Annotated in this window: 27 protein-coding genes; 17 read left to right on the top strand and 10 right to left on the bottom strand. The window is 68.0% G+C overall.

Going from position 1 to position 26,061, the window contains the following annotated elements; genetic code table 11:
• Positions 1–3: 3 nt before the first annotated feature.
• The 4 genes from ASC91_RS05330 to ASC91_RS05345 form a co-directional block, all read right to left on the bottom strand.
• Positions 4–795 (bottom strand): DUF2189 domain-containing protein, encoded by a 792-nt coding sequence (locus tag ASC91_RS05330; protein ID WP_056193386.1) that lies wholly within the window; start codon positions 793–795, stop codon positions 4–6.
• Positions 796–898: 103 nt separating this feature from the next.
• The gene (locus ASC91_RS05335) at positions 899–3,487 is read right to left on the bottom strand and encodes a [protein-PII] uridylyltransferase (protein ID WP_056193389.1); all 2,589 of its coding nucleotides are present in this window, start codon (positions 3,485–3,487) and stop codon (positions 899–901) included.
• A 3-nt stretch (positions 3,488–3,490) separates the two neighbouring features.
• Complete coding sequence (map, locus tag ASC91_RS05340; RefSeq protein ID WP_056193392.1) at positions 3,491–4,312, bottom strand: type I methionyl aminopeptidase; 822 nt, start codon at positions 4,310–4,312, stop codon at positions 3,491–3,493.
• 12 nt (positions 4,313–4,324) lie between these two features.
• Positions 4,325–5,149, bottom strand: coding sequence for an undecaprenyl-diphosphate phosphatase (locus ASC91_RS05345; protein WP_056193396.1), 825 nt, complete (start codon positions 5,147–5,149; stop codon positions 4,325–4,327).
• Positions 5,150–5,267: 118 nt separating this feature from the next.
• On the opposite strand from ASC91_RS05345, the gene ASC91_RS05350 reads away from it, so the two are divergent.
• From ASC91_RS05350 to ASC91_RS05360, 3 genes are all read left to right on the top strand, one after another.
• The gene (locus ASC91_RS05350) at positions 5,268–5,903 is read left to right on the top strand and encodes a TetR/AcrR family transcriptional regulator (protein ID WP_235531847.1); all 636 of its coding nucleotides are present in this window, start codon (positions 5,268–5,270) and stop codon (positions 5,901–5,903) included.
• 47 nt (positions 5,904–5,950) lie between these two features.
• Positions 5,951–6,604 (top strand): protein-L-isoaspartate O-methyltransferase, encoded by a 654-nt coding sequence (locus tag ASC91_RS05355; RefSeq protein WP_056193488.1) that lies wholly within the window; start codon positions 5,951–5,953, stop codon positions 6,602–6,604.
• A 142-nt stretch (positions 6,605–6,746) separates the two neighbouring features.
• Positions 6,747–8,093 carry a TolC family outer membrane protein gene (locus ASC91_RS05360; protein ID WP_056193398.1) on the top strand — a complete coding sequence of 449 codons (1,347 nt, stop codon included), beginning with the start codon at positions 6,747–6,749 and terminating at the stop codon, positions 8,091–8,093.
• 19 nt (positions 8,094–8,112) lie between these two features.
• Here the strand turns inward: ASC91_RS05360 and ASC91_RS05365 are convergent, their stop codons facing one another.
• Positions 8,113–8,622 (bottom strand): Lrp/AsnC family transcriptional regulator, encoded by a 510-nt coding sequence (locus ASC91_RS05365; protein ID WP_056193403.1) that lies wholly within the window; start codon positions 8,620–8,622, stop codon positions 8,113–8,115.
• A 108-nt stretch (positions 8,623–8,730) separates the two neighbouring features.
• Between ASC91_RS05365 and yedA the strand changes: the two genes are divergently transcribed.
• Positions 8,731–9,630, top strand: a complete 900-nt coding sequence (yedA, locus tag ASC91_RS05370; RefSeq protein ID WP_056193491.1) for a drug/metabolite exporter YedA — start codon at positions 8,731–8,733, stop codon at positions 9,628–9,630.
• Here yedA and ASC91_RS05375 read toward each other — a convergent pair.
• A complete protein-coding gene (locus ASC91_RS05375) occupies positions 9,627–10,415 on the bottom strand; it encodes an MBL fold metallo-hydrolase (RefSeq protein WP_056193406.1) in 789 nt (262 codons plus the stop codon). The two genes, yedA and ASC91_RS05375, sit on opposite strands and share 4 nt — an antisense overlap.
• A gap of 57 nt (positions 10,416–10,472) precedes the next feature.
• Here ASC91_RS05375 and ASC91_RS05380 point away from each other — a divergent pair, with 57 nt between their 5' ends.
• From ASC91_RS05380 to ASC91_RS05400, 5 genes are read left to right on the top strand one after another with little or no spacing between them, the layout of a single operon-like run.
• Complete coding sequence (locus ASC91_RS05380) at positions 10,473–10,796, top strand: metalloregulator ArsR/SmtB family transcription factor (protein WP_056193408.1); 324 nt, start codon at positions 10,473–10,475, stop codon at positions 10,794–10,796.
• Complete coding sequence (locus ASC91_RS05385; RefSeq protein WP_056193411.1) at positions 10,793–11,221, top strand: YeeE/YedE family protein; 429 nt, start codon at positions 10,793–10,795, stop codon at positions 11,219–11,221. The genes ASC91_RS05380 and ASC91_RS05385 overlap by 4 nt, the downstream gene beginning before the upstream one ends.
• A complete protein-coding gene (locus ASC91_RS05390) occupies positions 11,218–11,616 on the top strand; it encodes a DUF6691 family protein (protein ID WP_327082870.1) in 399 nt (132 codons plus the stop codon). The genes ASC91_RS05385 and ASC91_RS05390 overlap by 4 nt, the downstream gene beginning before the upstream one ends.
• Positions 11,617–11,632: 16 nt before the next feature.
• Complete coding sequence (gene yaaA / locus ASC91_RS05395) at positions 11,633–12,412, top strand: peroxide stress protein YaaA (protein WP_056193413.1); 780 nt, start codon at positions 11,633–11,635, stop codon at positions 12,410–12,412.
• Positions 12,409–13,251 carry a 2OG-Fe(II) oxygenase gene (locus ASC91_RS05400; protein WP_056193415.1) on the top strand — a complete coding sequence of 281 codons (843 nt, stop codon included), beginning with the start codon at positions 12,409–12,411 and terminating at the stop codon, positions 13,249–13,251. The genes yaaA and ASC91_RS05400 overlap by 4 nt, the downstream gene beginning before the upstream one ends.
• 9 nt (positions 13,252–13,260) lie before the next feature.
• On the opposite strand, the gene ASC91_RS05405 is transcribed toward ASC91_RS05400, so the two are convergent.
• Positions 13,261–14,211: a DUF3667 domain-containing protein gene (locus tag ASC91_RS05405; RefSeq protein WP_056193418.1), complete on the bottom strand. Its 951-nt coding sequence runs from the start codon at positions 14,209–14,211 to the stop codon at positions 13,261–13,263.
• Entirely contained in the window at positions 14,208–14,762 is a 555-nt protein-coding gene (locus ASC91_RS05410; RefSeq protein WP_056193421.1) for a LuxR C-terminal-related transcriptional regulator, read from the bottom strand. Before ASC91_RS05410 ends, ASC91_RS05405 begins: the two co-directional genes overlap by 4 nt.
• Before the next feature lie 78 nt (positions 14,763–14,840).
• Between ASC91_RS05410 and ASC91_RS05415 the strand changes: the two genes are divergently transcribed.
• From ASC91_RS05415 to paoC, 8 genes are all read left to right on the top strand, one after another.
• Positions 14,841–15,548, top strand: a complete 708-nt coding sequence (locus ASC91_RS05415) for a CoA transferase subunit A (protein WP_056193425.1) — start codon at positions 14,841–14,843, stop codon at positions 15,546–15,548.
• Position 15,549: 1 nt separating this feature from the next.
• Positions 15,550–16,188, top strand: a complete 639-nt coding sequence (locus ASC91_RS05420; protein WP_056193428.1) for a 3-oxoacid CoA-transferase subunit B — start codon at positions 15,550–15,552, stop codon at positions 16,186–16,188.
• 104 nt (positions 16,189–16,292) lie between these two features.
• Positions 16,293–18,017 (top strand): DUF1800 family protein, encoded by a 1,725-nt coding sequence (locus ASC91_RS05425; protein WP_082532453.1) that lies wholly within the window; start codon positions 16,293–16,295, stop codon positions 18,015–18,017.
• Between the two features lie 10 nt (positions 18,018–18,027).
• Entirely contained in the window at positions 18,028–19,404 is a 1,377-nt protein-coding gene (locus ASC91_RS05430; RefSeq protein ID WP_056193431.1) for a DUF1501 domain-containing protein, read from the top strand.
• Between the two features lie 27 nt (positions 19,405–19,431).
• The gene (locus ASC91_RS05435; protein WP_056193433.1) at positions 19,432–21,192 is read left to right on the top strand and encodes a gamma-glutamyltransferase family protein; all 1,761 of its coding nucleotides are present in this window, start codon (positions 19,432–19,434) and stop codon (positions 21,190–21,192) included.
• A gap of 90 nt (positions 21,193–21,282) precedes the next feature.
• Positions 21,283–21,912: an aldehyde dehydrogenase iron-sulfur subunit PaoA gene (gene paoA / locus ASC91_RS05440; protein ID WP_056193435.1), complete on the top strand. Its 630-nt coding sequence runs from the start codon at positions 21,283–21,285 to the stop codon at positions 21,910–21,912.
• Positions 21,909–22,862, top strand: a complete 954-nt coding sequence (locus ASC91_RS05445; RefSeq protein WP_056193438.1) for a xanthine dehydrogenase family protein subunit M — start codon at positions 21,909–21,911, stop codon at positions 22,860–22,862. The genes paoA and ASC91_RS05445 overlap by 4 nt, the downstream gene beginning before the upstream one ends.
• A complete protein-coding gene (gene paoC, locus ASC91_RS05450; RefSeq protein ID WP_056193440.1) occupies positions 22,862–25,054 on the top strand; it encodes an aldehyde oxidoreductase molybdenum-binding subunit PaoC in 2,193 nt (730 codons plus the stop codon). The genes ASC91_RS05445 and paoC overlap by 1 nt, the downstream gene beginning before the upstream one ends.
• Here paoC and ASC91_RS05455 read toward each other — a convergent pair.
• Both ASC91_RS05455 and ASC91_RS05460 read right to left on the bottom strand, forming a co-directional pair.
• Entirely contained in the window at positions 25,051–25,545 is a 495-nt protein-coding gene (locus tag ASC91_RS05455) for a disulfide bond formation protein B (protein WP_056193444.1), read from the bottom strand. The two genes, paoC and ASC91_RS05455, sit on opposite strands and share 4 nt — an antisense overlap.
• On the bottom strand, positions 25,545–26,012 hold the full coding sequence (locus tag ASC91_RS05460; RefSeq protein WP_056193447.1) for a RidA family protein: 468 nt from the start codon (positions 26,010–26,012) through the stop codon (positions 25,545–25,547). The genes ASC91_RS05455 and ASC91_RS05460 overlap by 1 nt, the downstream gene beginning before the upstream one ends.
• Positions 26,013–26,061 lie beyond the last annotated feature (49 nt).

Consider the following 26,061-nt stretch of genomic DNA (forward strand, 5'->3'; position numbering starts at 1 on the left):
GGTTCAGTCCCGGCGGGTGACAAGGTCGCGGTAGGCGTGCCAGCTCGCGTGGCCCAGCCAAGGCACGACGAGGATCAGGCCCAGCAGCGCGGTGGCCATGCCCAGCAGCGTCAATGCGAGGAGGAGGGCGGCCCAGAGCGCCATGGGGGCGGGGTGCGCCAGCACGACCTTCCAGCTCGTGAACACCGCGCCGAGCACGCCCAGCTTGTGCGGAGGCAGGTCTACCAGCGCCGGGATGGCCACGACGGTGGAGGCGAAAACCGGCGCGGCGAGCACCGCACCCAGCATGAGCCAGGTCTCGAAGAGCCGGGATTCGTCGTTCATCACGACCTTGAGCAGGAAGTCGCGCGGGCTGTGGATGGGGTCGGCGGCAAAGCCGGTCACGAAGGCCGCGGAGCACAGCACCCAGCCCGTGCCGGCGAAGGCCAGCAGCACGCCGAAGACGATGAGCCGGCCGTCGCGCGGGCGCCAGGCGTCGCGCACCGTGCGCCAGCCGGGTTGCCCGCCCCGGTCCAGCTCGCGGCTGAGCGCGTACAGGCCGGTGGCCAGGATGGGCGCGATGATGAGGAAGCCGGTGAAGGCGCCCGCCAGCAACCAGAAGCGGTCTCGCGCCAGCGCGAAGAGCAGGGCGCCGAACGCGGCCATGACCAGGCCGTGGGCGAGCGAGGCCAGCGGCGCCTGCCACAGGTCCTGCCAGCCGCGCGCGAGCCAGCCCAGCGGGCGCAGCACGGGAATGGGACGGGCGCCGAAGGCCTGGGACTCCCTCAGGGCCTTTTCGCTGTAGCGGTTGGGCATGGCGGTGCCAAGTGTGGCGTGCTCGGCCGCCGGCTGCCTTGATGCGGCTCAAGCTGTGCTGCGTTGGGCGGCCACGGCAGCGAAGCCGGTAGGGGTGGGCTTGTCAGGCCGGCAGCGACACCGCGTCCAGCAGCTCGCTCTCGATCTGCAGCTGGGCCTTGTTCTGCTGGAGTGCCGGGCCGTCGAGCAAGAACGTGTCTTCCACGCGCTCGCCCAGCGTCGAGATCTTGGCCAGCTGCAGGTTGATGCCGTGTCGCGCCAGCACACGGGCGATGGCGTAGAGCAGGCCGGCGCGGTCGCTGGTGGAGATGGTCAGCAACCAGGCCGTCGCGCGCTCGTCCGGGCGCAGTGAGATGCGCGGCGTGTAGGGGAAGCTCTTGACGCGGCGCGAGAGGCGCCCGCGCCGCGGCTCGGGCAGTGGGCCGCCGGTCTGCAGCGCCGCGCTGAGCTTCTGCTCCACCAGCGGCACGAGGTCGCGGTGGTGCACGTCGGCCTCGGGGCGGATGACCTGGAAGGTGTCCAGCGCATAGCCCTTGCGTGTCGTGTGCACCTTGGCATCGAGGATGCTGAAGCCGGCACCGTCGAAATAGCCGCAGATGCGGGCGAACAGGTCCTGCTGGTCGGGTGCGTAGACCAGGACCTGCAAGCCCTCGCCGATGGGCGAGGGACGCGCGCGCACGACGGGGACCTGGGTCTCGACATGGCGCCACAGCGAACGCGCGTGCCAGGCCAGCTCGGCGCCTTCATGGCGCGCGAAGTAGCTGATGGCCAGCGTCTTCCACAGCGGCTCCTCGGTACCGGGAAGCTGGGAGTGCAGGGCCAGGTCCTGGCGGGCCTCGGCCTTGCGTGCCTCGATCTCGGCGTCGAGATTGATCTTGGCTCCACCCAAGGCACGCAGCGTGATGCGGTAGAGGTCCTCCAGCAGCTTGCCCTTCCAGGCATTCCAGACCTTGGGGCTGGTGCCGCGGATGTCGGCGACAGTCAGCAGGTACAGCGCCGTCAGGCGACGCACGTCACCGACCTTGGCGGCGAAGGCGGCGATGACGTCGGGGTCGGACAGGTCTTCCTTCTGCGCCACGCGCGACATCGTCAGGTGGTGCTCGACGAGGAAGACGCACATGGCCGTGTCCTCCGCGTTCAACCCATGCTGGCGGCAGAAGCGCTTCACCTCGGTGGCGCCGAGCTCCGAGTGGTCGCCGCCGCGGCCCTTGGCCACATCGTGGAAGAGGGCGGCGATATAGAGCAGCTCGGGCGTGTCGAACTGCGCGGCAAGTTGCGAGCAGAACGGGTACTCGTGGGCATGCTCCGGCACGAAGAAGCGCCGCACATTGCGCAGCACCATCAGGATGTGCTGGTCCACGGTGTAGACGTGGAAGAGATCGTGCTGCATCTGCCCGACGATGGCGCGGAACACCCACAGGTAGCGCCCCAGCACCGAGGTCTGGTTCATGAGCCGGAAGGCATGCGTCTGGCCCTCGGGCTCGCGCAGCATCGTCATGAAGGTCGCCCGGTTGACCGGGTCACGGCGCCAGGCGGCGTCCATCAGACCGCGGGCGTTGTACAGCGCCCGCAGCGTGCGCGCCGACAGGCCCTTGATGCCCGGCGTCTGCTGGTAGATCAGGAAGGTGCGCAGGATGGCGTGCGGGTCGCGCTGGTACAGGTCGTCGCTGGCGACCTCCAGCATGCGGCCGCGGTCCAGGAAGTCCGGGTGGCCGTCGATGGGCCGCAGCAAGCCCTGCTGGGAGCCATTGATCTGCTCCTCCAGGTTCAGCAGCAGGATCTGGTGCAGCTGCGTGACGGCCTTGGCCGCCCAGTAGTAGCGCCGCATCAGCACCTCGGAGGCACGCTGGGCGCCCGTGCCCTCGAAGCCGAAGCTCTGGGCGACGGCGGTCTGCAGGTCGAAGACGAGACGGTCCTCGCGCCGGCCGGCGACGGCATGCAGCCGCGCGCGGATCAGCCGCAGCTGACCTTCGTTGCGCTGCAGCTGCTTGCTCTCGAAGGCCGTGATGAGGCCGCGCTGGGCCAGGGCCTTCCAGGTCTTGCCCAGGCCGGCCGCGCGCGCGATCCAGATCAGCATCTGCAGGTCGCGCAGGCCGCCGGGGCTTTCCTTGCAGTTGGGCTCCAGCGCGTAGGGCGTGTCGTCGAACTTGGTGTGGCGCTGCAGGCTCTCCAGCGTCTTGGCGCGAAAGAAGGCCTTGGCGTCCATGGCCTGCGTGAAGCGCTTGGCCATCAGCTTGAACAGCTTGGCGTCCCCGGCCAGCGCCCGGGCTTCGAGCAGGGCCGTCTGGATGGTCACGTCGCCCTGGGACTCGGACAGGCATTCACCCAGCGTGCGCACCGAGGAGCCGATCTCCAGGCCCAGGTCCCAGCAGGCCGTGATGAAACCTTCGATGGCCGACTTGACCGGGCCGGGCACATGGGCCTCGACGCCATCGGGCAGCAGCACGAGCACGTCGACGTCGGAATGCGGGAAGAGCTCGCCACGGCCGTAGCCGCCGACGGCCGCAAGACAGGAGCCCGCGGGCATGCCGGCACCGTCCCAGAGCGCGCGCAGCGCGTCGTCGACATGGCGGGCCAGGCGGCGCAGCAGGGTCTGGGCGCCGGCCTGCGTGGGCCGCGCGGCCAGGAAGTCGTCGATCAGCGTCTGCTTGCCCGCCTTGAACTGCTGGCGGAGCTCGGCGAGCGTGGCCACGGCTTACGCGGTCGCCGCAGCGGCCTGCGTGATGAAGGCGGGCGGCGGTGGGCTGCCGGCCGAGAGCGTCATGACCTCGTAGCCGGTGTCGGTGACGAGGATGGTGTGCTCCCACTGGGCGGAAAGCGAGCGATCCTTGGTGACGATGGTCCAGCCATCGCCCATCTCGCGGATCTCGCGGCGGCCGGCGTTGATCATGGGCTCGATGGTGAACATCATGCCGGGTACGAGTTCGTCCAGCGTGCCGGGGCGGCCGTAGTGCAGCACCTGCGGCTCCTCATGGAAGACCTGGCCGATGCCGTGGCCGCAGAACTCGCGCACGATGGAGAAGCCGGCGTTCTCGGCAAAGGTCTGGATGGCGTGGCCGATGTCACCCAGGCGCGCGCCGGGTTTGACCTTGGCGATGCCCTTCCACATGGCCTCGTAGGTGAAGGCGCACAGCCGCTTGGCCGCGATGGAGCCCTCGCCGACGACGAACATGCGGCTGGTGTCGCCATGCCAGCCATCCTTGATGACGGTGACGTCGATATTGACGATGTCGCCGTTCTTCAGCGGCTTGTCATTCGGAATGCCGTGGCAGACCTGGCTGTTGACCGAGGTGCAGATCGACTTGGGGTAGGGGATGTAGCCGGGCGGGCAGTAGTTCAGCGGCGCCGGGATGCCCTGCTGTACGTTGACGATGTGGTCGTGCGCGAGCTTGTCCAGCTCGTTGGTGGTGACGCCCGGCTTGACGTGCGCCGTGAGCATGTCGAGCACTTCGGACGCCAGGCGCCCGGCGATGCGCATGCCTTCGACATCGGCTGCGGTCTTGATCGTGATGGCCATGACCTAATTATCTCAGTCCGCCCAGATAACCGTACCGGTCAGCCAGGTTGCCAGCACGACGACGCCGAAGGCGATGCGATACCAGGCAAACGGCACGAAGTTGTGGGTGGCCACGTAGCGCAGCAGCCAGCGCACGCAGGCCCAGGCGGCCAGGAAGCTGACGATGAAACCGACGGCGAACATCGGCGCGTCGGCCATGGACAGCGCGTGGCGCTCCTTCCACAGGCTGTAGCCGCCGGCCGAGATCAGCGTCGGGATGGCCAGGAAGAAGGAGAAGTCGGTCGCCGCCTTGCGCGACAGGCCCAGCAGCATGCCGCCAATGATGGTGGCGCCCGAGCGGCTGGTGCCGGGGATCATGCCCAGGCATTGCACGAGACCGACCTTGAGGGCGTCCAGCGCCGTCATGTCGTCCACGCTCTGCACGCGGGCCACCGGCTGGGCGCGTTTTTCCACCCACAGGATGATCAGCGCGCCGACGATGAAAGCGCCGGCGACGACGGGCGCGTTGAACAGATGCGCCTTGATGGCCTTGTAGACCGTCAGACCGACCAGGCCGGCGGGCAGGAAGCCGATGGCGATGTTGGCGACGAAGCGCTGCTGTTTGGCGCTGTTGGTGATGCCGCCCAGGGCCTCGCGGATGCGCGCCCAGTAGACGATCAGCACGGCCAGGATGGCGCCGCTCTGGATGGCGATATCGAAGACCTTGGACTTGGCATCCGTCATGCCCAGCAGGCTGCCGGTCAGGATCAGATGGCCCGTGGACGAGACGGGCAGGAACTCGGTCAGTCCCTCGACGATGCCCATGACGGCGGCTTTGATCAGCAGGATGACATCCACGTAACGGCTCCGGGGGCGAACAAAGCCGCGCAGTGTAGCCAGCGGGCAGGGCGTGCCCTTGCCGCTGCCTGGCCCGGCGGGCTACATTACTGACCCTCCGGTCATTAACTTCGCCATCTTGGCCACCGCCACCCCCCGCCAACGCCGCAAGGACGCCCGCCCGCAGGAGCTGCTGGACGCCGCCCTGGCGCTCTTCGTCGAGAAGGGCTTTGCCGCCACGCGCAGCGAGGAAATCGCGGCGCGCGCCGGCGTGGCCAAGGGCACGCTCTACCGCTACTACCCCAGCAAGGACGAGCTCTTCAAGGCCATGGTGCGCGACAACCTGTCCGTGCACATCGCCGAATCGGCTGCCCAGGCGGCGCTGTACCAGGGCTCCATCGCCGAGCTGCTGAGCCAGATGATGCAGGCCTGGTGGGCCAAGGTCGGCCATGGCAATGCCGGCGTCGTCTGCAAGATCATGATGGTCGAGGCGCGCAACTTCCCCGAGCTGGCGCGTTTCTATGTGGAGGAGGTCATCCGGCCGTCCCAGGCGCTGATCGGGGGCCTCATCGAGCGCGGCATCCGTACTGGCGAATTTCGTGCCGTGCCCGTCGAGGCCACGGTGCACATGCTGATCGCGCCCATGCTGCACATGCTGCTGCACGAGCATTCCTTCGGCGAGCACGACATCTGCCACCAGACCATGGGCGCCGAGGAGTTGCTGGACGCCCAGATGTCGCTGCTGCTGCACGGCTTGCTCGCCACACCGGGCTGACCTCTAGAATTTTGCTTTTTGCCGTCGACCGCGCCTCGGAGAACAAGATGAACCTCGAACAAGTCCGCTTCAACATGATCGAGCAGCAGATCCGGCCCTGGGATGTGCTCGACCCCAGCGTGCTGGAGCTGTTGCGCGTGGTGCACCGCGAGGACTTCGTGCCCGAAGCCCACAGGCTGCAAGCCTTTGTCGACACCGAGCTGCCGCTCACAGCCACGCGTCGCATGCTGGCACCCAAGGTGGAGGCCCGGCTGCTGCAGGAACTCAAGGTGCAGCGCCACGAGAAGGTGCTGGAGATCGGCGCCGCCACGGGTCACCTGGCCGCGCTGCTGGGCCACAAGGCGCAGCGCGTCATTGCGCTGGAGGCCGACGCCGGCCTGGCTGCCGCCGCTGCGGCCAACCTGAAGCGCGCCGGCGTGCTGAACGCCACGGTGCTGAACCAGGACGGCGCCGCCGGCCTGGCCGCCGAGGAACCCTTCGACGTGATCCTGCTGTCCGGCTCGGTCGCGTCGGTGCCCCAGGCCTTGCTGAACCAGCTCAAGGTCGGCGGGCGCCTGGCGGCAATCGTCGGCGAGGTGCCTGTCATGCGCGCCGTGCTCGTCACGCGCACCGGCGCAAGCGACTTCCGCACCGTCGAGATGTTTGACACGGTGGCCGGCCGCCTGCCCGGTTTCGCCGAAGCGCCGGCGTTCAGCTTCTAAGCCAGGCCGGATGCAGCCCGTCGCCGTAAAACGACCGTTGCTCCCCGTTTGGGCGCAGGTCGTCACATGGCTTCAGTCACCGGCGGGCTTTGCCTCTATAAACCCGGCCGCGCTCACTACATTGCCCAAGTCAAGGAATTCCATGCCCTTCGTCACAGCCCCCCGCCTGATCCTGCAACCGCTGGCCATCGCCGCCAGCCTCCTGCTCGCCGGCGTGGCCCAGGCCCAGAGCCTGCAGGAGCTCTATGACGCTGCGAGGGGCTATGACGCGACTTATCTGGCGACCCGCAACAGCGCCGACGCGGCTGCGGCGCGCGCTGCCCAGGCCGAGGCCCTGATCCGGCCGTCGCTCTATCTGTCCGGTTCGGGCACCGTGGCGCAAACCGACCCGCCTTCGTCTGCGAGCTTCAATACGAGGACATTGACGGCTGGCCTGCAGGGAAAATATTCCGTCTACAACGCGAGCAATATTCCGACCATTGACAAGGCCCGCCGAGCCTATGCGGTCGCTCAGGCCGATCTGGACCTGGCCGAACAGGACCTCATCGTCCGGCTGGCCACGGCCTATTTCGATGTGCTGGCCGCCAAGGACACGCTGACGACGTCGCGCGCCAACAAGGCAGGCATCTCCGAGCAACTGGCCTCGGCCAAGCGCAACTTCGAGGTTGGCACCGCCACGATCACCGACACGCGCGAAGCCCAGGCCCGCTATGACCTGGCAGTGGCTCAGGAGCTGAAAGCCGACAACGATCTGCGCGTCGCGCGCGTCACGCTGGACCAGTTCGTCGGCCGCGTCGGCGTCGAGCCCAAGAGCCTGGCGGTGCCGGTCGCCCTGCCGGCCCTGCCCAGCGACAACGTCGACACCTGGGTCGCGACAGCCGATGACCAGCATCCAGGCGTGCGCAAGGCGCGGTTGGGCCTGGAAATGGCACAGCTCGATACGCAGATCGCCCGGGCCGGCGAAAAGCCGACGCTGGACGCCAGCGCCACCCTGGGTGGCCAGAACCAGCACAACAGCCTGGGTGGCATTGCAGCTGCGCAGGCCGGAGCCGGCACCTCCAAGAACGCCAGCATCGGCCTGACCTTGAGCTATCCGCTCTACACCGGCGGCGCGACGCAGAACCGCATCAAGGAAACCCTGGTGCTGGAGGACAGGGCCCGCAATGACTTTGACTTTGCCCGTCGCAAGGTCGCCGAGGACACGCGCCGCGCCTTCTTCGGCGTGCAGTCGCTGAAGGCCCAGGTTGGCGCCTACGAGGCTGCCGAGTCGTCCACCAAGCTGGCTCTGGAAGCCACCCAACTGGGTTACAAGGTCGGTGTGCGCGTGAACCTGGACGTGCTGAACGCCCAGACCCAGCTCTACACGACCCAGCGTGACCTGGCCAAGGCACGCTATGACGTCGTCGTCAACAGCCTCAGGCTGCGCCAGGCCTCGGGGCAACTGCGCCCCGAAGATGTGGCCGCTGCCAACGGCTTGCTCGCGCGCTGAGAGCCTGGCTCTTCTTTCATCAAGCCCCGCTGCGGCGGGGCTTTTTGTTGGCCGCGGCTAGTGGCGGCGGGGGCTCGGGCTCGGCCGCCGGCAGGGGCTTGAGCGGCGCATGCTCGCGCAGCGCACGCAGGATGATGGCCGTTGAGGTCGGAGCCTGCTGGCAGAAGCGCGACAGCACCGCCTTCAAGTGGGCGACGTCACGCACGGCGATCTCGAAAATCCAGCTGTCCTCCCCGGTGACGTCATAGGCGGTCAGCACTTCCGGGCTGGATTCCAGCGCGCGCAGCAGCAGCGGCTCGTCCATGCTCTCGATGCGGATGACGGCGCGGATCGCGTAGCCGAGCTTGCCGGCGTCCACGACCGCCCGGTAGCCGCGGATGACGCCGCCTTCCTCCAGCTTGCGCACCCGCTCGGTCACCGCAGGCTGGCTCAGGTGCACCCGCCGGCCCAGCTCGGCCATGGTCAGGCGGGCGTCGGCCTGCAATTCCGCCAGGATGCGATGGTCATGCTGATCGAGCTCGATGGCCATGAAATTCTCTAGAAGTCGACGGAATGTTCTTGAATATTAAGGCGAAGTGCTGGCGCAACCTTCAAGTACCCATGTCATGAAAGAGCCGAAATTTCTACGATGCCGGCCATGAACACGACGACGCTGCCCCTCAAGAATGCCCCCGGTTTGAGCCCTTTGCTGCTGCTCTGCCTGGCCGCCACCTGGCTGGTCTGGGGCTCGACCTATCTGGCCATCAAGATCGCGCTGATCAGCCTGCCGCCCTTCTTCCAGATGGGCAGCCGTTTTCTCGTCGCCGGCGTGCTGCTGGCGGGCTGGATGCGCTGGCGCGGCGCGCCATGGCCGAGCCGGCGCCAGTGGCTGCATGCCCTCGTCATCGGCGGGCTGATGCTGGGCGGCGGCATGGGTGGCACGGCCACGGCCGAGCAGACCGTGGGCTCGGGCCTCGTCGTCGCCTTCATTGCCGTGATGCCGCTGATGATTGCCGGCCTCAACCTGCTGTGGGGCGAGAAACCGACCCGGCTGGAATCGGCGGGCATCGCCCTCGGCCTGGTGGGCGTGCTGCTGCTGACGCAGGGCCAGGGCTTTGGCGCATCGCCCGCCGGCCTGGTGGCCATCAGCGTGGCCTGCGCGAGCTGGGCGGTGGGCAGCGTGCTGTCACAGCGCAGCCTGCCACTGGCGCCGGGCGCCATGGGCTTTGCCAGCGAGATGCTGGCCGGTGGCCTTCTGCTGATGGGCTTGAGCCTGGTGAGTGGCGAGACCTTGCCCGGCCATATCGAGCCGCAAGCGCTGTGGGCCTGGGCCTATCTGGTCGTGTTCGGCTCGCTGGTCGCCTTCAATGCCTACATGGTGCTGCTGGCGCAGGCCTCGGCGGGCCTGGCGTCGAGCTATTCCTTCGTCAACCCCGTCATTGCCATGCTGCTTGGCGTCACGCTGGCCGGCGAGCAGATCAGCGGCCACGAGTGGCTGGCCGCGGGCATCGTCCTCGTGGGTGTCGTGCTGCTGCTGATGGGGCGGGCGAGGGCCTAGCCACCCGCGCGGATATTGGCCTGCAGGGCCGGCTGCATCAGCCGGGGCGCGGCCAGCGTCGCATCGCGCGCCTGGCGCATCGCGACGAACTCGGCTTCACTGACGCCGTCATGCGCGTGAATGTTGGCGGCGCGCTGCTCGGCCACTGTCGTTTCCCAGCGCGCCTGGCGGCCGACCGGGTAGTCGTGGCAGACGAAGAGGCGGGTCTCGGGCGGCAGGGTCAGAAGCCGGCGGATCGAGCGGTAGAGCGCGGCGGCGTCACCGCCGGGAAAGTCGGCACGGGCGCTGCCGCCGTCGGGCATGAAGAGGGTGTCGCCGATGAACACGGCGTCCTCGATGCGGTAGGCGAGGTCGGCTGGCGTGTGCCCGGGCACGAGCAGGGCGGTGGCCTCGATGCTGCCGATGCGGAATGACTCGCCGTCGCGCAGCAGGCGGTCGAAGCCGTCTTCTTCAGAGGGCCAGCCGCGCAGGCGGCCCAGCGTGGCTTGCACTTCGCGGGTGTGCTCGCCGATGGCGATCAGCCCGCCTGCTCGGGTGCGCAGGTACCGAGCGGCAGAGACATGGTCGGCGTGGACATGGGTCTCGAGGATCCACTGCAAGGTGAGACCTTGCTCGCGCAGATGCACGAGCAGCATGTCTGCGCTGAGCGTGCTGGTGCTGCCGGCGGCAAGGTCGTAGTCCAGTACCGGGTCGATGACGGCCGCCTGGCGCGTGGTCGGATCGCTCACGACATAGCTGACCGTTCCGGTGACGGCGTCGTGGAAGCCCTGGATGGCGACAGTCATGGGGAATGGCCGGCGATGGAGAAGGCATGATTATATCGATTGATATAATGTTTTGCCATGCCGAGACCCCCCACCCTTGATGTCCAGACCCTGCGCCAGGCAGCAGGCGAGGCCGTCGCTGCCCTGAAGGCCCTGGGCAATCCCGAGCGCCTGTTGTTGCTGTGCCAGATGTCCCAGGGCGAGATCAGCGTTGCCGATCTGGAGGCCCTGCTCGACATCCACCAACCGACGCTGTCGCAGCAGCTGGGCGTGCTGCGCCGCGAGGGCATGGTGGCGACGCGGCGCGAGGGCCGGAATGTTTTCTACAGCGTGGCCGATCCGCGCTTGCTGGCGCTGCTGCGCACCCTCTACACGCAGTACTGCCCGAAGGAGAACACATGACCGTGGACTGGCCTGCCTTCACACCGTGGCCCGCCCTGGCTGGTGGCCTGCTTGTCGGCCTGGCCGTCGCAGTGCTGGTGCTGGGAGCGGGTCGCATTGCCGGCATCAGCGGCATCGTCGGCGGACTGCTGCGGCCGTTAGCCGGTGACCGCGCCTGGCGCGTGGCCTTCCTGGCCGGGCTGCTGGTGTCGCCGTGGATCTTTGTGCTGTTCGCGGGCCTGCCACGGCCGCGCATCGACGCCGCTTGGAGCACGCTGCTGGTAGCCGGCCTGCTGGTCGGCATCGGCACGCGATATGGCGCTGGCTGCACCAGCGGTCATGGCGTCTGCGGCCTTTCGCGGCTGTCGCCGCGCTCTGCGGTTGCGACAGTCGCGTTCATGGCGGCTGGTTTCGCGACCGTCTTCGTGCTGAGGCATTTGCTGTGAAGAAAGTGCTGATCGCCGCGTTCGCGGGCCTGTTGTTCGGGCTGGGGCTGATCGTGTCTGGCATGGCATCCCCGACCAAGGTGCTGGGCTTTCTGGACCTGGCAGGCGCTTGGGACCCCTCGCTGGCCTTTGTCATGGCGGGCGCCATCGCGGTCGGTCTGCCGGCCTTTGCGTGGGCACGCCGGGCCAACGTGCAGTTGCCAGAGGCAACGCGCATCGACCGCCGCCTCGTCGGTGGCAGCCTGTTGTTCGGCATCGGCTGGGGCCTGGTTGGCCTGTGTCCCGGCCCGGCCTTGGTCGTGCTGGGCCTGGGCGATGCCAAGGCGCTCGGCTTCGTCGCGGCGATGCTGGCCGGCATGGCGATCTTCGAGGTGCTGGAGCGCCGAAAAGCATGAGACAAAATCCGCGCCCATGCTGTTTCTGCTCTCGCCCGCCAAGTCCCTCGATTACGACACGCCGACGCCGCCCGAACTGGCGCCGGCGCTGACCCGCCCGCAGTTCCTTGACGACACCGCGGCTCTCATCGATGTGCTGCGTACCAAGACCGTGGCCGATGTGCGCGGGCTGATGGACTTGTCCGAGCCGCTGGCCCAGCTCAATGTCGACCGCTACGCTGCCTGGCGGCCGCGCTTCACCGAGCACAACAGCAAACCGGCCGTGCTGGCCTTCAACGGCGACGTCTACGACGGCCTGGATGCCAGGACGCTGAGCGCCGATGACCTGGCCTGGGCGCAGCAGCACGTGCGCATGCTGTCGGGCCTGTACGGCATCCTCCGGCCGCTGGACCGCATGCAGCCCTACCGCCTGGAGATGGGCACGCGACTGGCCGGCGACCATGGCGCCAGCCTCTACGACTACTGGGGCGATCGCCTCGCCCTGCATCTGAACAAGCTGGCGCGGGGCGAGAAGGTGCCCGTCATCGTCAACCTGGCGTCGCAGGAATACTTCCGTGCCGCTGATCGCAAGGCGCTCAAGCCCAGGGTCGTCGATTGTCAGTTCGAGGACTGGAAGAACGACGAGTACAAGATCATCAGCTTCTTCGCCAAGCGCGCCCGTGGCCTGATGGCGCGCTATGCCATCCAGCATCGCCTGGAGACGCCCGAGGCGTTGAAAGGCTTCAACCTGGACGGTTATTGTCTGGCCCCTGAGGTGTCTTCCCCCGACCGACTCGTCTTCCGCCGCAAGTCATGAGCCAACAAGTCATCACCCCCGAGCTGTGTGAATGGATCACCGAGCAGAGCCGTGCCGGCCACGCGTCAGAAAGCATCCTGGCCGCGATGCTGGGCAGCGGCTGGGATGAGAGCATCGCCCGCCAGGCGCTGGCGCGCACCCTGGGCGAGGTTGCCACGCTGACGCCGCCGCCCGGCGCAACCGTCGGGCTGCCCGAACCCGAGCTGAGCCGCTTCTCGCCCGTCATCGATGCCGGCGACCGCCAGGTCAAGGTCTTGATGGCCTTGCGGCAGCCGCGCGTTATCGTCTTTGGCGACCTGCTGTCGGAAGAGGAGTGCGACGGCATCGTCGCGTTGGCGACCAAGCGCCTGGCGCGCTCCGAGACCGTGGCCACCGGCGGCGAGGGCAGCGAGGTGAACGCCGCACGCACCAGCGACGGCATGTTCTTCGAGCGCTGTGAGACCGAGCTGATCCGCAAGATCGAAGCACGCATTGCGACGCTGTTGCGCTGGCCGCTGGACCACGGCGAGGGCCTGCAGGTGCTGCACTACCGGCCGGGCGCTGAATACCAGCCGCATTACGACTACTTCGACCCGGCTCATGTCAGCACGCCGGCCATCCTGAAGCGCGGCGGCCAACGCGTTGCGACGCTGGTCATGTACCTGAACACGCCCACCGCCGGCGGCTCGACCATCTTCCCGGACATCGGCCTGGACGTCGCACCCGTCAAGGGCAACGCCGTCTTCTTCAGCTACGACCGGCCCCACCCCGCCACGCAGACCCTGCATGGCGGCTCGCCGGTGCTGGACGGCGAGAAATGGGTGGCGACGAAATGGCTGCGTCAGGGCGTCTTCACCTGATCGGGCGGATCACGCCGTTGCGGCAATGCCTGCGACCAACAGGCCGACGCCGACGACCAGCAGCACGAAGTAGCCCATGCTGAGCAGCAGGCCGCGCCAGATGGCGCCGAACCAGCTGAGCCGGTAGACATTGCGCATCGCCACCAGCCCCTGGCCGAAGACGGCGAAAGTCATCAAGCCTTCGATGTTGGCCGCCATGGCCAGCAGCAGGGCCAGGAACCACAGGCTGTGGCTGTGCAGCGAAAACACGAAGTGCTCGGCATAGCGCCTCCCGCTGCCGGCAAACATGGCCAGCAACAGGGCTGCGAAGACCGGCTGCATGGCCAGCATGCCGTAGGGCGCCAGCGCACTGAAGCGGGCCTTCCACTGGTCGCCTGTCATCGACTTGCCTTTCGTGACCAAGCCCGTCACCAAAAGCTCGCTGCGGCTGCAGGCCTCGGGATGCTGCTCATCGCAGCCCAGCTTGGTGTTGACCGATTTCTTGCCCTGGCCGGCCGTGCTTGCCGCCTCGGCCTCAGCCTCGGCCGGCGTCTGCCCAGGCTTGACTTTCACCTTCACTGGCTTGCCGGGCGCGGCCGGTTGGCTGGACTCGACGTCTGCCTCCTGCTCCTCGTGTTTTCCGTGCTGCAGCAGGTGATAGCCGACGAAGAACAGGAAGCTGGCGGTCAGATAGACCCGCAGCGGCAGCACATAGCGCCGCCGCTGGCCGCGGAAATAGGCGTTGGTCAGATGACCCGGCAGGCAGACCAGCGCCCACAGCGTGCGCCACAGCGGCCCGTCGAAGGCGACGTAGTGCCCCAGGTACTCGGTGAACATCTCGCGCACCGAGGGCGGATGCAGGTCGGTCTCCTGGCCGCAATGGCCGCAGTAGACCGGGCGCGGCGTGGCCAGCGTGAAGTGGCAGTTGCGGCAGTAGGGCAGCTCGGGCGCGCCGTGGCTCTTGGGGCTCGTTGGGCTCATGCGGACAGCAGTTTGTTGATCAGCTCGGGCGTGCTGCCCGCCTGGTATTTCTTCATCAGCCGGCCGCGGTAGATGTCCACCGTGCGCGGGCTGACGCCCAGGCGTCGGCCGATCAGCTTGCTGGTCTGGCCCTCGACGAGCAGGGCGGCGATCTCGCGTTCGCGCGGCGTCAGGTCGGCCGTGATCTGGCGGCGCGCCGACAGATCCTCAAAGCTCCAGATGCCGCGGGCATGCGGGTCGGCCGGGTCCAGCGCGCGGCCGGTCACGTGGCACCAGAACAGCTCGCCGCTACCCAGGCGACGCATGACGCGGTCGTCGGCATAGTGGCCCTGGGCATCCAAGCTGGCGACGATGCGCGCGCCGGTGCGCTCGAACTCGACGGCGCTGGGGTACATGACGGCAAAGCTTTTGCCCAGGAGCTGCTCGCGCGTGGCCGCGAACATCTGCAGCACGCGCTCATTGCAGTCGACGATCTGGCGCTGGGCGGACAGCACCAGGCCGATCGGGGCGAGCTGGAAGGCGCTGCGGTAATCGAGGGCGGCGGGTTCCACTTAGGCGAATTCGCTTAATCGACTTCGGAAGGCGCGCGATAGTACCCTTCGCGCTTCACCCGAAAGGCAGGAGACGGCATGAACAAGGTGTACCCGAGCGCTGAGGAAGCGCTGCGCGGCGTCGTGAAGGACGGGCAGATGCTCGCGGTCGGCGGCTTCGGCCTGTGCGGTATCCCCGAGGCGCTGATCACGGCCCTGCGCGACAGCGGCGTCAAGGACCTGACGGTCATCTCGAACAACGCCGGCGTCGACGGCTTTGGCCTCGGCGCGCTGCTCGTCACGCGCCAGATCAAGAAGATGATCTCCAGCTATGTGGGCGAGAACAAGGAGTTCGAGCGTCAGTACCTGGCCGGTGAGCTGGAGCTGGAATTCACGCCACAAGGCACCTTGGCCGAGAAGATGCGCGCCGGCGGCGCCGGCATCCCGGCCTTCTTCGTGCGCACCGGCGTCGGCACGCTGATCGCCGAGGGCAAGGAGTCGCGCGAGTTCGACGGCGAGACCTACATCCTGGAGAAGGCCCTGGTGCCCGACGTCGCGCTGGTCAAGGCCTACAAGGCCGACAAGAGCGGCAATCTGGTGTTCCGCCGCACCGCGCGCAACTTCAACCCGGCTGCGGCCATGGCCGGCAAGCTGACGGTTGTCGAGGTCGAGCACCTCGTCGAGACAGGCGAGATCGACCCCGACGACGTGCATCTGCCGGGCATCTATGTGCACCGTATCGTCGTCAACGCCAATCCGGAAAAGCGGATTGAAAAGATGACCCTCTCGCCCAAGAAGGAGAGCTGACATGGCCTGGACCCAAGATCAGATGGCCGCGCGCGCGGCCCAGGAGCTGGAAGACGGCTTCTACGTCAACCTCGGCATCGGCATCCCGACGCTGGTGGCCAACCATGTGCCTTCGACCAAGGAAGTCTGGCTGCAGAGCGAGAACGGCATGCTGGGCATCGGCCCCTTCCCGACCGAGGACGAGGTCGACGCCGACCTTATCAACGCCGGCAAGCAAACGGTGACCACGCTGCCCGGCAGCAGCATCTTTGGCAGCCACGACAGCTTCGCGATGATCCGCGCCGGCAAGATCAACTTGTCCATCCTGGGCGCCATGCAGGTCAGCGGCAGCGGTGACCTGGCCAACTGGATGATCCCCGGCAAGATGGTCAAGGGCATGGGCGGCGCGATGGACCTTGTCGCTGGCGTCAAGCGCGTCATCGTGCTGATGGAGCATGTGGCCAAGAAGAAGGACGGCAGCGAGGACATGAAGATCATCCCCAGCTGCACGCTGCCGCTGACAGGCGTGGGCGTCGTCGACCGCATCATCACGGACCTCGGCGTCTTCGACGTCGTGCCCGGCGGCATCAAGTTGGTCGAGCTGGCCGAGGGCGTCACGCGTGAACAAGCGCAAAGCAAGACGGGAGTTCCGTTGCTCTGAGGTAAATCCGGTCTCGCATCCCCAGTTCATGGGCCAGGACGGGTCAGCGCAAGCTGGCCCGTTTGCGTTGGGCGGAGCATTCTTCGAACAACAGCGAGGCCACCATGCGCGCACCACCGACGCCTGAAGTCGAGACCATCGCCCCCGCACTCGAGACAAGTGCAGACCTGAACCCCGGCGGCATCGCGGCCGCCGCTACGGCAGCGGCTTTGCTGGCTGCCTGCGGTGGAGGAGGGGGAGGCGATGCGCCGACCCCATCGCCGTCACCACCGCCTCCGCCGCCACCTCCACCCCCACCCCCGCCGCCACCCGGCATCACCGACGCCGAAGCCGCGCGTTTCCTGGCCCAGGCCGGCTTTGCCGCGAGCGCAGCCGACATCGCCACCGTCAAGGCCAATGGCTACGCCGCGTGGCTGGACGCGCAGTTCGCGCTGCCGGTCAGCGATGGCCATTTCGACTGGATGGTGGCCAATGGCTATGCCATCGTTGACCACCGCAATGACTTCGGCGGCGCCGACAACACGCTGTGGCGCAAGCTGCTGTCCGCGCCCGATTCGCTGCGCCAGCGCGTTGTGCTGGCCCTGAGCGAGATCTTCGTCATCTCCATGAGCGGCCTGCCCATGCCCTGGCGGGGCTTCGCCATCGCCTGCTATGTGGACATGCTGGAGCAGCGCTGCTTTGGCAGCTACCGCGATCTGCTGAACGCGGTGACGCTGTCCAACGGCATGGGCGTGTATCTCGCCGCACGCGGCAACCTCAAGGAAGACACCAACACCGGCCGCGTCCCCGACGAGAACTACGCCCGCGAGGTCATGCAACTCTTCAGCATCGGCCTCTACCAGCTCAATGCCGACGGCACGCTCAAGCTCGATGGCAATGGCAAGCCCATCGAGACCTACAGCCAGACCAATATCACCGACCTGGCGCGTGTCTTCACCGGCTGGGATTTCGACAGCTACAGCGGCAGCGACCCGGCTTTCATGAAAAAGCCCATGGTCAATATCGCGTCGCGCTTCTCGACCGGCGCCAAGAAGGTGCTGGACGTCGACATCCCGGCCTCGGCCGACGGCCCGGCCGCATTGAAGATCGCGCTGGACACACTGGCTGCCCATGCCAACGTCGGCCCCTTCATCGGCCGGCAACTGATCCAGCGCCTGGTGGCCTCCGACCCCAGCCCCGCCTATGTCGGCCGCGTCGCCGCCGTCTGGGCCGATAACGGCGCCGGCGTGCGTGGCGACCTCAAAGCCGCTATCAAGACCATCCTGCTCGACACCGAAGCGCGCACCATTTCCGCAGACCCCGGCGCGGGCAAGCTGCGCGAACCGCTGCAGCGCTTCATCCAGTGGGGGCGCAGCTTCGGTGTCACCTCACCCAATGGCCTCTGGAACATCGGCAACACGAGCGACTCCGGCACCCGCCTGGGCCAGAGCCCGCTGCGCAGCCCCTCGGTCTTCAATTTCTTCCGCCCCGGCTATGTGCCGCCCAACTCGCAGCTGGGTACGAACGACGTCACGGCGCCTGAGTTCCAGCTCTGCAACGAGAGCACGGTGGCCGGCTACATCAACTACATGCAGAAGGCCATTGCCGACGGCATCAACGATGTGAAGCCCAGCTACACGGCCGAGCTCGCATTGGCGGACGATGCGCCGGGTCTGGTCGCGAGCCTGGCAACCCGCCTGGGCGGGGGTGGCATCTCAGCCACCACGCAAGCCACGGTCAGCACGGCGATTGCGACCCTCTCCGCCGCCAGCGACACCGGCAAGGCCAACCGCGTGCAGGCCGCCATCCTGATGTTGATGGCCTGCCCCGAATACCAAGTGCAGAAGTAAGGGGACGACCATGAAGCTCAACCGACTCCCCGAACTGCAGCGCCGCGAGTTCCTTCGCCGTGCTGGCGCTCTTGGCATCGCGGGCAGCGCCGCGCCCTGGGCGCTGAACCTCGCCGCACTGGGCGAAGCCGCCGCGGCCACAGCGCCTGGCGACTACAAGGCCCTGGTCTGCGTCTTCCTGTATGGCGGCAACGACCACGGCAACACCCTGGTCCCGTACGACCAGGCCAGCTACAACGCCTATGCCGGCATCCGCCAGACTCTGGCCACGCCGCGCGAGCAACTGGCCGCGACGGCCCTTGCACTGAACGTCGGCGGCCGTCAGATGGCCCTGGCGCCCCAGCTCGGCAAGCTCAAGGGCCTGTGGGACAGCGGGCGTCTCGGCATCCAGCTCAATGTCGGCACCCTGATCCAGCCGACCACGCTGGCCCAGTACAACGCCAAAAGCGTGCCGCTGCCGCCCAAGCTGTTCTCGCACAACGACCAGCAGTCCGTCTGGCAGAGCAGCTCGCCCGAGGGCGCCACCTCGGGCTGGGGCGGCCGCATGGGCGACCTCTTTCTGGGCGGCAACGGCACGGCCACTTTCACCTGCATCAATGCCGCGGGCAATGCCGTCTTCATGTCCGGCAAGCAGGCCGTGCAATACCAGGTGTCCACCAGCGGCGCCGTGCCCATCAACGGCATTTTGAAGCCGCTGTACGGCTCCCAGGCCTGCGCCGATGCGCTGCGCGGTCTCATCACCGCCGATCGCACGCACTGGATGGAGGCCGAACTGAACAAGGTCGTCGCCCGCTCCGTCAGCGCCCAGGGCGTCGTCACCGCCGGCCTGGCCGGTGTGCCGGCGCTGCAGACGCCTTTCGACACGGCCAGCGGCCTGTCCGCCCAGCTGCTGATGGTGGCCAAGCTCATCGGCGCTCGCCAGGCCCTGGGTGCGACGCGCCAGGTCTTCTTCGTGTCACTGGGCGGCTTCGACACCCACGATTTCCTGCTCGACGAGCACCCGGGGCTGCTGACCGCTGTCAACGACGCGCTGGCCAGCTTCTACGCGGCCACGGTCGAACTGGGCGTGGCCAACCAGGTCACCGCCTTCACGGCCAGCGACTTCGGCCGCTCGCTGACCAGCAATGGCGACGGCTCCGACCACGGCTGGGGCAGTCACCATTTCGTGCTCGGCGGGGCGGTGCAGGGCGGCAAGTTCTGGGGCACGCTGCCCTCGGTCAGCATCAACGGCCCCGACGACGTCGGCCAGGGCCGGTTGCTGCCGACCACGGGTGTGGATCAGCTCGGCGCGACGCTGGCCACCTGGATGGGCGTCGGCGCTGGCGACCTGCCGCGCGTGCTGCCGCAGATCGTCAACTACAGCCAGCGGGATATGGCTTATTTCTGAGTTCGGGGGCATGCCTAAGATGGCCCCATGCTCCGCCTCCTGACGCCTCTTCTCCTGGCCAGCCTGCTGGCCCCGGCCCATGCCCTCGACCAACCCGAGGCCGCCACCAGCCGCACCGCCAAGCAAGGCGGCCTGACAGCGCCGGCCAAGCGCTTTGCGGTGACGGCGGCCAACCCGCTGGCCGTGGATGCGGGCATCGAGATGCTGAAGGCCGGGGGCTCGGCCGTCGACGCGACCGTTGCCGTGCAGGCCGTGCTCGGCCTTGTCGAGCCGCAGTCCAGCGGCATTGCGGGCGGCGCCTTCCTGATGCATTGGGACGGCCGCCAGGTGCAGACGCTGGACGGCCGTGAATCCGCGCCGGCCGCGGCCACGCCCGAGCTGTTCCTGAAGGCCGACGGCAAGCCCCTGCCCATGCGCGAGGCCATCATGAGCGGCCTGTCCACCGGTGTGCCGGGCGTGCTGGCCATGCTGGCCGAGGCGCACCGCCAGCATGGCAAGCTGTCCTGGGCCAGGCTGTTCGAGCCGGCCATCCGCCTGGCCGAGCGGGGCTTTGCGATCAGTCCGCGGTTGTTCGAGCTGGCCTCGGCCGAGGCGCAGTTGCGAAACGATCCGCAGGCCGGGTCGTACTTTTTCGATGCGACCGGCGCTCCCAAGCCGGTCGGCACCGTGCTGAAGAACCCCGCCTATGCCGCCGTGCTGCGTGGCATCGCCATCAAAGGCCCCAACGCTTTCTATGAGGGCGCCGTGGCCGAGGACATCGTGCGCCGCGTGAAAGGCCATGCCCGCCCGGGCCTGCTGAGCGCGGCCGACCTGGCGGGCTACAAGGCCTTGGCCCGCCCGCCGCTGTGCAATGACTGGCGCGTCTACCGCATCTGCGGCTTCGGCCCGCCCACCTCGGGCCATCTGACGCTGATGCAAATCCTCGGCCTCCTTGACACCCAACATGCGGCAGTGGCGGCCCAAGGCATCACGGCGGACTGGATGCATGCCTACGCCGAATCCGCCAAGCTGGCCTTTGCCGACCGTGCCCAGTTCATCGGCGATCCGGCCTATGTCGCCGCGCCGGGCGGTGACTGGCAGAACCTGCTTGCGCCGGTATATCTGAAGCAGCGCGGTGCGCTGATCGGCCCCAAGGCCATGGGCGTGGCCACGGCGGGCCAACCCGCGGCCATCAAGCAGGCCCTGGCGCCCCAGGCCGAGCAACTCGAGGCCGGCACCAGCCAAGTCAGCGTCGTCGATGCCGAAGGCCATGCGGTGGCGATGACGACCAGCGTCGAATCCGCCTTCGGCAGCCGCGTCATGAGCGACGGTGGCACGGGCCTGGCCGGCGGCTTCATGTTGAACAACACGCTGACGGACTTCTCGCTGAACCCGGTCGGCGCCGACGGCAAGCCGGTGGCCAACCGTGTCGAGGCCGGCAAGCGACCACGTTCCAGCATGGCGCCGACCTTGGTTTTCGACCGCGACGGCAAGCTCATCATGGTGGCCGGTTCGCCCGGCGGTCCGGTCATCATCCACTACGTCGCCAAGGCCATCACCGGCGCCCTGGCCTGGGGCCTGCCGGCCCAGCAGGCGGTAGACCTGCCCAACTTCGGCCATTTCAACTCGGGCCAGCTCATCGTCGAGCGCGGCGCGCTGACGGCCGAGCAACTGGCCGACCTGCGCGGTCGTGGCCAGCAAGTGGTCGAGACCGACCTGACCAGCGGCCTGCAGGTGCTGGTGCGGGTCAAGGAAGGTTGGGTCGGTGGCGCCGACCCGCGCCGCGAGGGCGTCGTCCGTGGCGAGTAAGTCGTCCTGCCGCCGCGCGGCATCTTGTCTGACATCGCTGCACGCCAGCCGCCCACTAGGCTGGTTAGGTTGTCAGCCGCGGGGTCAGCGATGGACGAAGTGCAAGGATGTTGTCTTTCACGCCGGGACGTCTTGATTGCGGGCGCCGGCACGGCAGCCGCCTCAGCCGTTGAGGCCGCTGAACGGGAGCCGGCCATGTCCAATGGAACGACGGGCCGCGTGACCCTGGAGGTCAACGGCCAGTCCCACAGCGTCGATGTCGACACGCGCACAACGCTGCTCGACCTGCTGCGCGAGCACCTCCACCTGACTGGCACCAAAAAGGGCTGCGACCACGGCCAGTGCGGCGCCTGCACGGTGCTGCTGGACGGCCGGCGCATCAACAGCTGCCTGATGCTGGCCGTCATGGCGCCGGGCGCCAAGGTCACCACCATCGAGGGCCTGGGCACGCCGCAGCAGCTGCATCCGCTGCAGGCCGCCTTCGTCGCGCATGATGGCTACCAGTGCGGCTACTGCACGCCGGGCCAGATCTGTTCGGCCGCCGGCATGCTGGACGAGCTCAAGCGCGGCGTGCCCAGCCATGTGACGACCGACCTGACCGCCAAGCCGTTGCTGAGCGCCGACGAGTTGCGCGAGCGCATGAGCGGCAACCTCTGCCGCTGTGGCGCCTACTCCAACATCGCCGAGGCGATCACCAGCGTTGCCAAGGAGGCCGCATGAAAGCCTTCACTTTCGAGCGTGCGCGCACGCCGGCCGAAGCCGCCGCGGCGGTGGCGGGCCGGCCCGACGCCAAGTTCATCGCCGGCGGCACCAATCTGCTGGACCTGATGAAGCTGAAGATCGAGGCGCCGGGCCATATCGTGGACGTCAATGCGCTGGGCCTGGACCGCATCGAGCCCGTCGACGGCGGCGGCCTGCGCGTGGGCGCCCTGGTGCGCAATGCCGACCTGGCCAGCGACGTCCGCGTGCGCAAGGACTACCCGGTGCTGTCGCGTGCGCTATTGGCCGGCGCTTCGGGCCAGCTGCGCAATCGGGCAACGACGGCCGGCAACCTGCTGCAGCGCACCCGCTGCCCCTATTTCTACGATACCGCCCAGCCCTGCAACAAGCGCCAGCCCGGCAGCGGCTGCAGCGCCATCGGCGGCGTGGCGCGCTCGCTGGCCATCATCGGCACGAGCCAAGCCTGTATCGCCAGCCACCCGAGCGACATGGCCGTCGCCATGCGCGTGCTGGATGCGCAGGTCGAGACGGTCAAACCCGATGGCCAGGTGCGCCGCATCCCCATCGCCGACTTTCACAAGCTGCCCGGCGACACGCCCCACGTCGAGCACGCGCTGGCCCACGGCGAGCTGATCACCTCGGTGCTGCTGCCGCCACCCGCGGGCGGCACCCAGGTCTACCGCAAGGTGCGCGACCGGGCGTCCTATGCCTTCGCCCTCGTGTCGCTGGCCGCCATCGTGCAGCGTGATGGCAGCGCGCGCCTGGCCTTCGGCGGCGTGGCGCCCAGACCCTGGCGTGTGGAGGCGGCCGAAGGCCAGCTTTCGCGCGGCGCGCACACAATCTTCGGCCAGGCCTTCAAGGGCGCTGCGCCTCAGCAGGACAACGCCTTCAAGCTCAAGCTGGCCGAACGCTTGCTGGTCGACACCTTGCAGCCGACACGGAGCGCATGATGAGATTCGACCAGCCCGCCACCACCAATCCCATCGACCAGGGCCGCATCGTTGGCCGCCCCACGCCGCGCATTGACGGCCCGTTGAAGACGACGGGGACCGCGCCCTATGCCTACGAACACCACGACCTGAAGCAAGCGCCGGCCGTCGGCTATGTCGTGGGTGCCGGCATCGCCAAGGGCCGCGTGGCCGCCATGGACCTGCGCGCCGCCCGCGCGGCACCCGGCGTGCTGGCCATCGTCACGGCCCAGAACGCCGGCAAGCTCGGCAAGGGCAGCATGAACACCGCCAAGCTGCTCGGTGGCCCGCAGATCGACCATTACCACCAGGCCCTGGCCGTCGTCGTGGCCGAAAGCTTCGAGCAGGCGCGCGCCGCGGCGGCGTTGATCGACATCCGCTACGAGGCCGCCAAGGGCCGCTTCGACCTGGCCGCCGAGAAGCCTCATGCGCCGGTGGCCAAGAGCGATGGCTTCGGTGGCGAGGCCGAGACCAAGCATGGCGACTTCGAGGCCGGCTTCGCCAAGGCGCCGGTGCAGCTGGACGCCAGCTACACGACGCCCGACCAGGCCCACGCCATGATGGAGCCGCATGCCACCATCGCCTGGTGGGAGGGCAAGAAGCTGTCGGTGTGGACGTCCAACCAGATGATCGACTGGGCCGTCGGCGACCTCGCCAAGACGCTGGGCATTCCCAAGCAGGACGTGCGCGTGCGTTCGCCCTTCGTCGGCGGCGGCTTTGGCGGCAAGCTCTTCCTGCGCGCCGACGTCGTGCTCGCGGCCCTGGGCGCCAAGGCCACCGGCCGGCCCGTCAAGATCGCGCTGACGCGGCCGTTGATGTTCAACAACACCACGCACCGGCCCGCAACCATCCAGCGCATCCGTATCGGCGCCAACAAGGACGGTCGTATCCAGGCGATTTCGCACGAGAGCTGGTCCGGCAACCTGCCCGGCGGCGGCCCCGAGACCGCCACGGCGCAGACGCGGCTGCTCTACGCAGGCGAGCACCGCCACACGGCCATGCACCTGGCCGTGCTGGACCTGCCCGAGGGCAATGCCATGCGCGCGCCGGGCGAGGCGCCGGGCCTGATGGCGCTGGAGATCGCGATGGACGAGATGGCCGAAAAGCTCGGTCTGGACCCGATCGAGTTCCGCGTACGCAACGACACCCAGGTCGACCCCGAGAAGCCGCAGCGCCCCTTCTCGCAGCGCCGCTTGGTGGAGTGCTTGAAGCAGGGCGCCGAGCGCTTCGGCTGGAACCGGCGCAATGCCAGACCGGCGCAGGAGCGCGAGGGCGGGTGGCTCATTGGCCTCGGTATGGCGGTGGCCTTTCGCAACAACCTCTTGATGAAGTCCAAGGCCCGCGTGCGCCTGGAGGGTGAGCGCGTCATCGTCGAAACCGATATGACTGACATCGGCACTGGCAGCTACACCATCATTGCGCAGACGGCGGCCGAGACCATGGGTGTGACCCTCGACAAGGTCGTCGTGCGCCTGGGCGATTCGGCCTTCCCCGTGTCCTGCGGTTCGGGCGGCCAGTGGGGCGGCAACAACTCGACGGCGGGCGTCTATGCGGCCTGCATGAAGCTGCGCGGCATGGTGGCCCAGAAGGCGGGCATGGCCGACGCGGAGTTCGTTGGCGGCGAGGTGCGTGGTGGCGGCAAGACCGCGCCGTTGAAGTCATTCGCCGGCCTGGTGGCCGAGGACGGCATTGAATACGGCGACCTCGACAAGCGCTACCAGCAGTCCACTTTTGGCGGGCATTTCGCGGAAGTGGCGGTGGACGCGGTCACCGGCGAAGTGCGCGTGCGCCGCATGCTGGCCGTGTGCGCGGCGGGGCGCATCCTGAACCCCACCTCGGCGCGGAGCCAGGTCATCGGCGCCATGACCATGGGTGTGGGTGCGGCATTGATGGAAGACCTGAAGGTGGACCACCGCCGCGGCTTCTTCGTCAACCACGACCTGGCCGGCTACGAGGTGCCGGTGCATGCCGACATCCCGCACCAGGACGTCATCTTCCTGGACGAGACCGACCCGATCTCGTCGCCGATGAAGGCCAAGGGCGTGGGCGAGCTGGGCATCTGCGGCGCGGCCGCTGCGGTGGCCAACGCCGTCTACAACGCCACCGGCGTGCGGGTGCGCGACTACCCGCTGACGCTGGACAAGCTGCTCGCCGGCCTGCCCGCGCTGACTTAGCGGCGCTGGTTCAGGACGATCAGGCCCAGGGCGGCCAGCGCGGCGAACAGCAGGCCGCTCCAGACCTCGTAGGGCAGGCCGATGAGGCGATAGGCCGCGGCCTCCACGCAGTTGGCCGTGATCATGAAGACCGAGGGCCACAACTCCTCGAGCCCGAGCGCCGTGACGATCTTGTCCGCCAGGCCCATCGCGCAGGTGGCGCTCTGCGAGGCCACCTCATGCTGGAAGACGGCCGCCGTGAGGCCCGCGGCGCACAGCATCAGCACGACCACGAGGGCCGTCTGACGCAGCGCGCGCTTGGCGCTCACCAGCCAGCCCAGCAGCGACACAGCGCCGATCACCAGGAAGATGGCGCGTTGCAGCACGCACCACGGGCAGGGCTTGACGCCGAACTGGTGCTGGGCGATCAAGGCGATGCCGACGGCGCCAAAGCTCGCCACGGCCATGCCGGCCAGCGCACGGGCCGGCAGCTTGGAAGGGGTGGTGAACATCAGTCCTGAACTTCCGCGATCAGCTCGATCTCGACGCAGGCGCCAAGCGGGATCTGGGCCACGCCGAAGGCGCTGCGGGCATGCTTGCCAGCTTCGCCCAGCACCGCGGCGAACAGCTCGGAGCAGCCGTTGGTGACGAGGTGCTGCTCGGTGAAGTCGGGCGTGCTGTTCACGAGGCTCATGACCTTGACGATGCGCACGATCTTGCCCAGGTCACCGGTGGCGGCCTGCAGCGTGCCGAGCAGGTCGATGGCGACGGCGCGTGCGGCCGCCTGGCCGGTGGCGGTGTCGACATCCTTGCCGAGCTGGCCCATCCAGGGCTTGCCGTCCTTTTTGGCGATATGGCCCGACAGGAACAGCAGGTTGCCGGTGCGTGTGAAGGGCAGGTAGGCGGCGGCGGGAATGGCCAGCGGCGGCAGGGTGATGCCGAGTTCGGCGAGCTTGGCTTGGATGGCAGAAGAGCTCATGCGTAGTAGCGCGGTGGCGCAAGCGAAAAACCGCGGCATGCTACACCCC

Origin of the sequence: Pelomonas sp. Root1237 (assembly GCF_001425055.1) — a bacterium.
GTDB lineage: Bacteria > Pseudomonadota > Gammaproteobacteria > Burkholderiales > Burkholderiaceae_C > Pelomonas.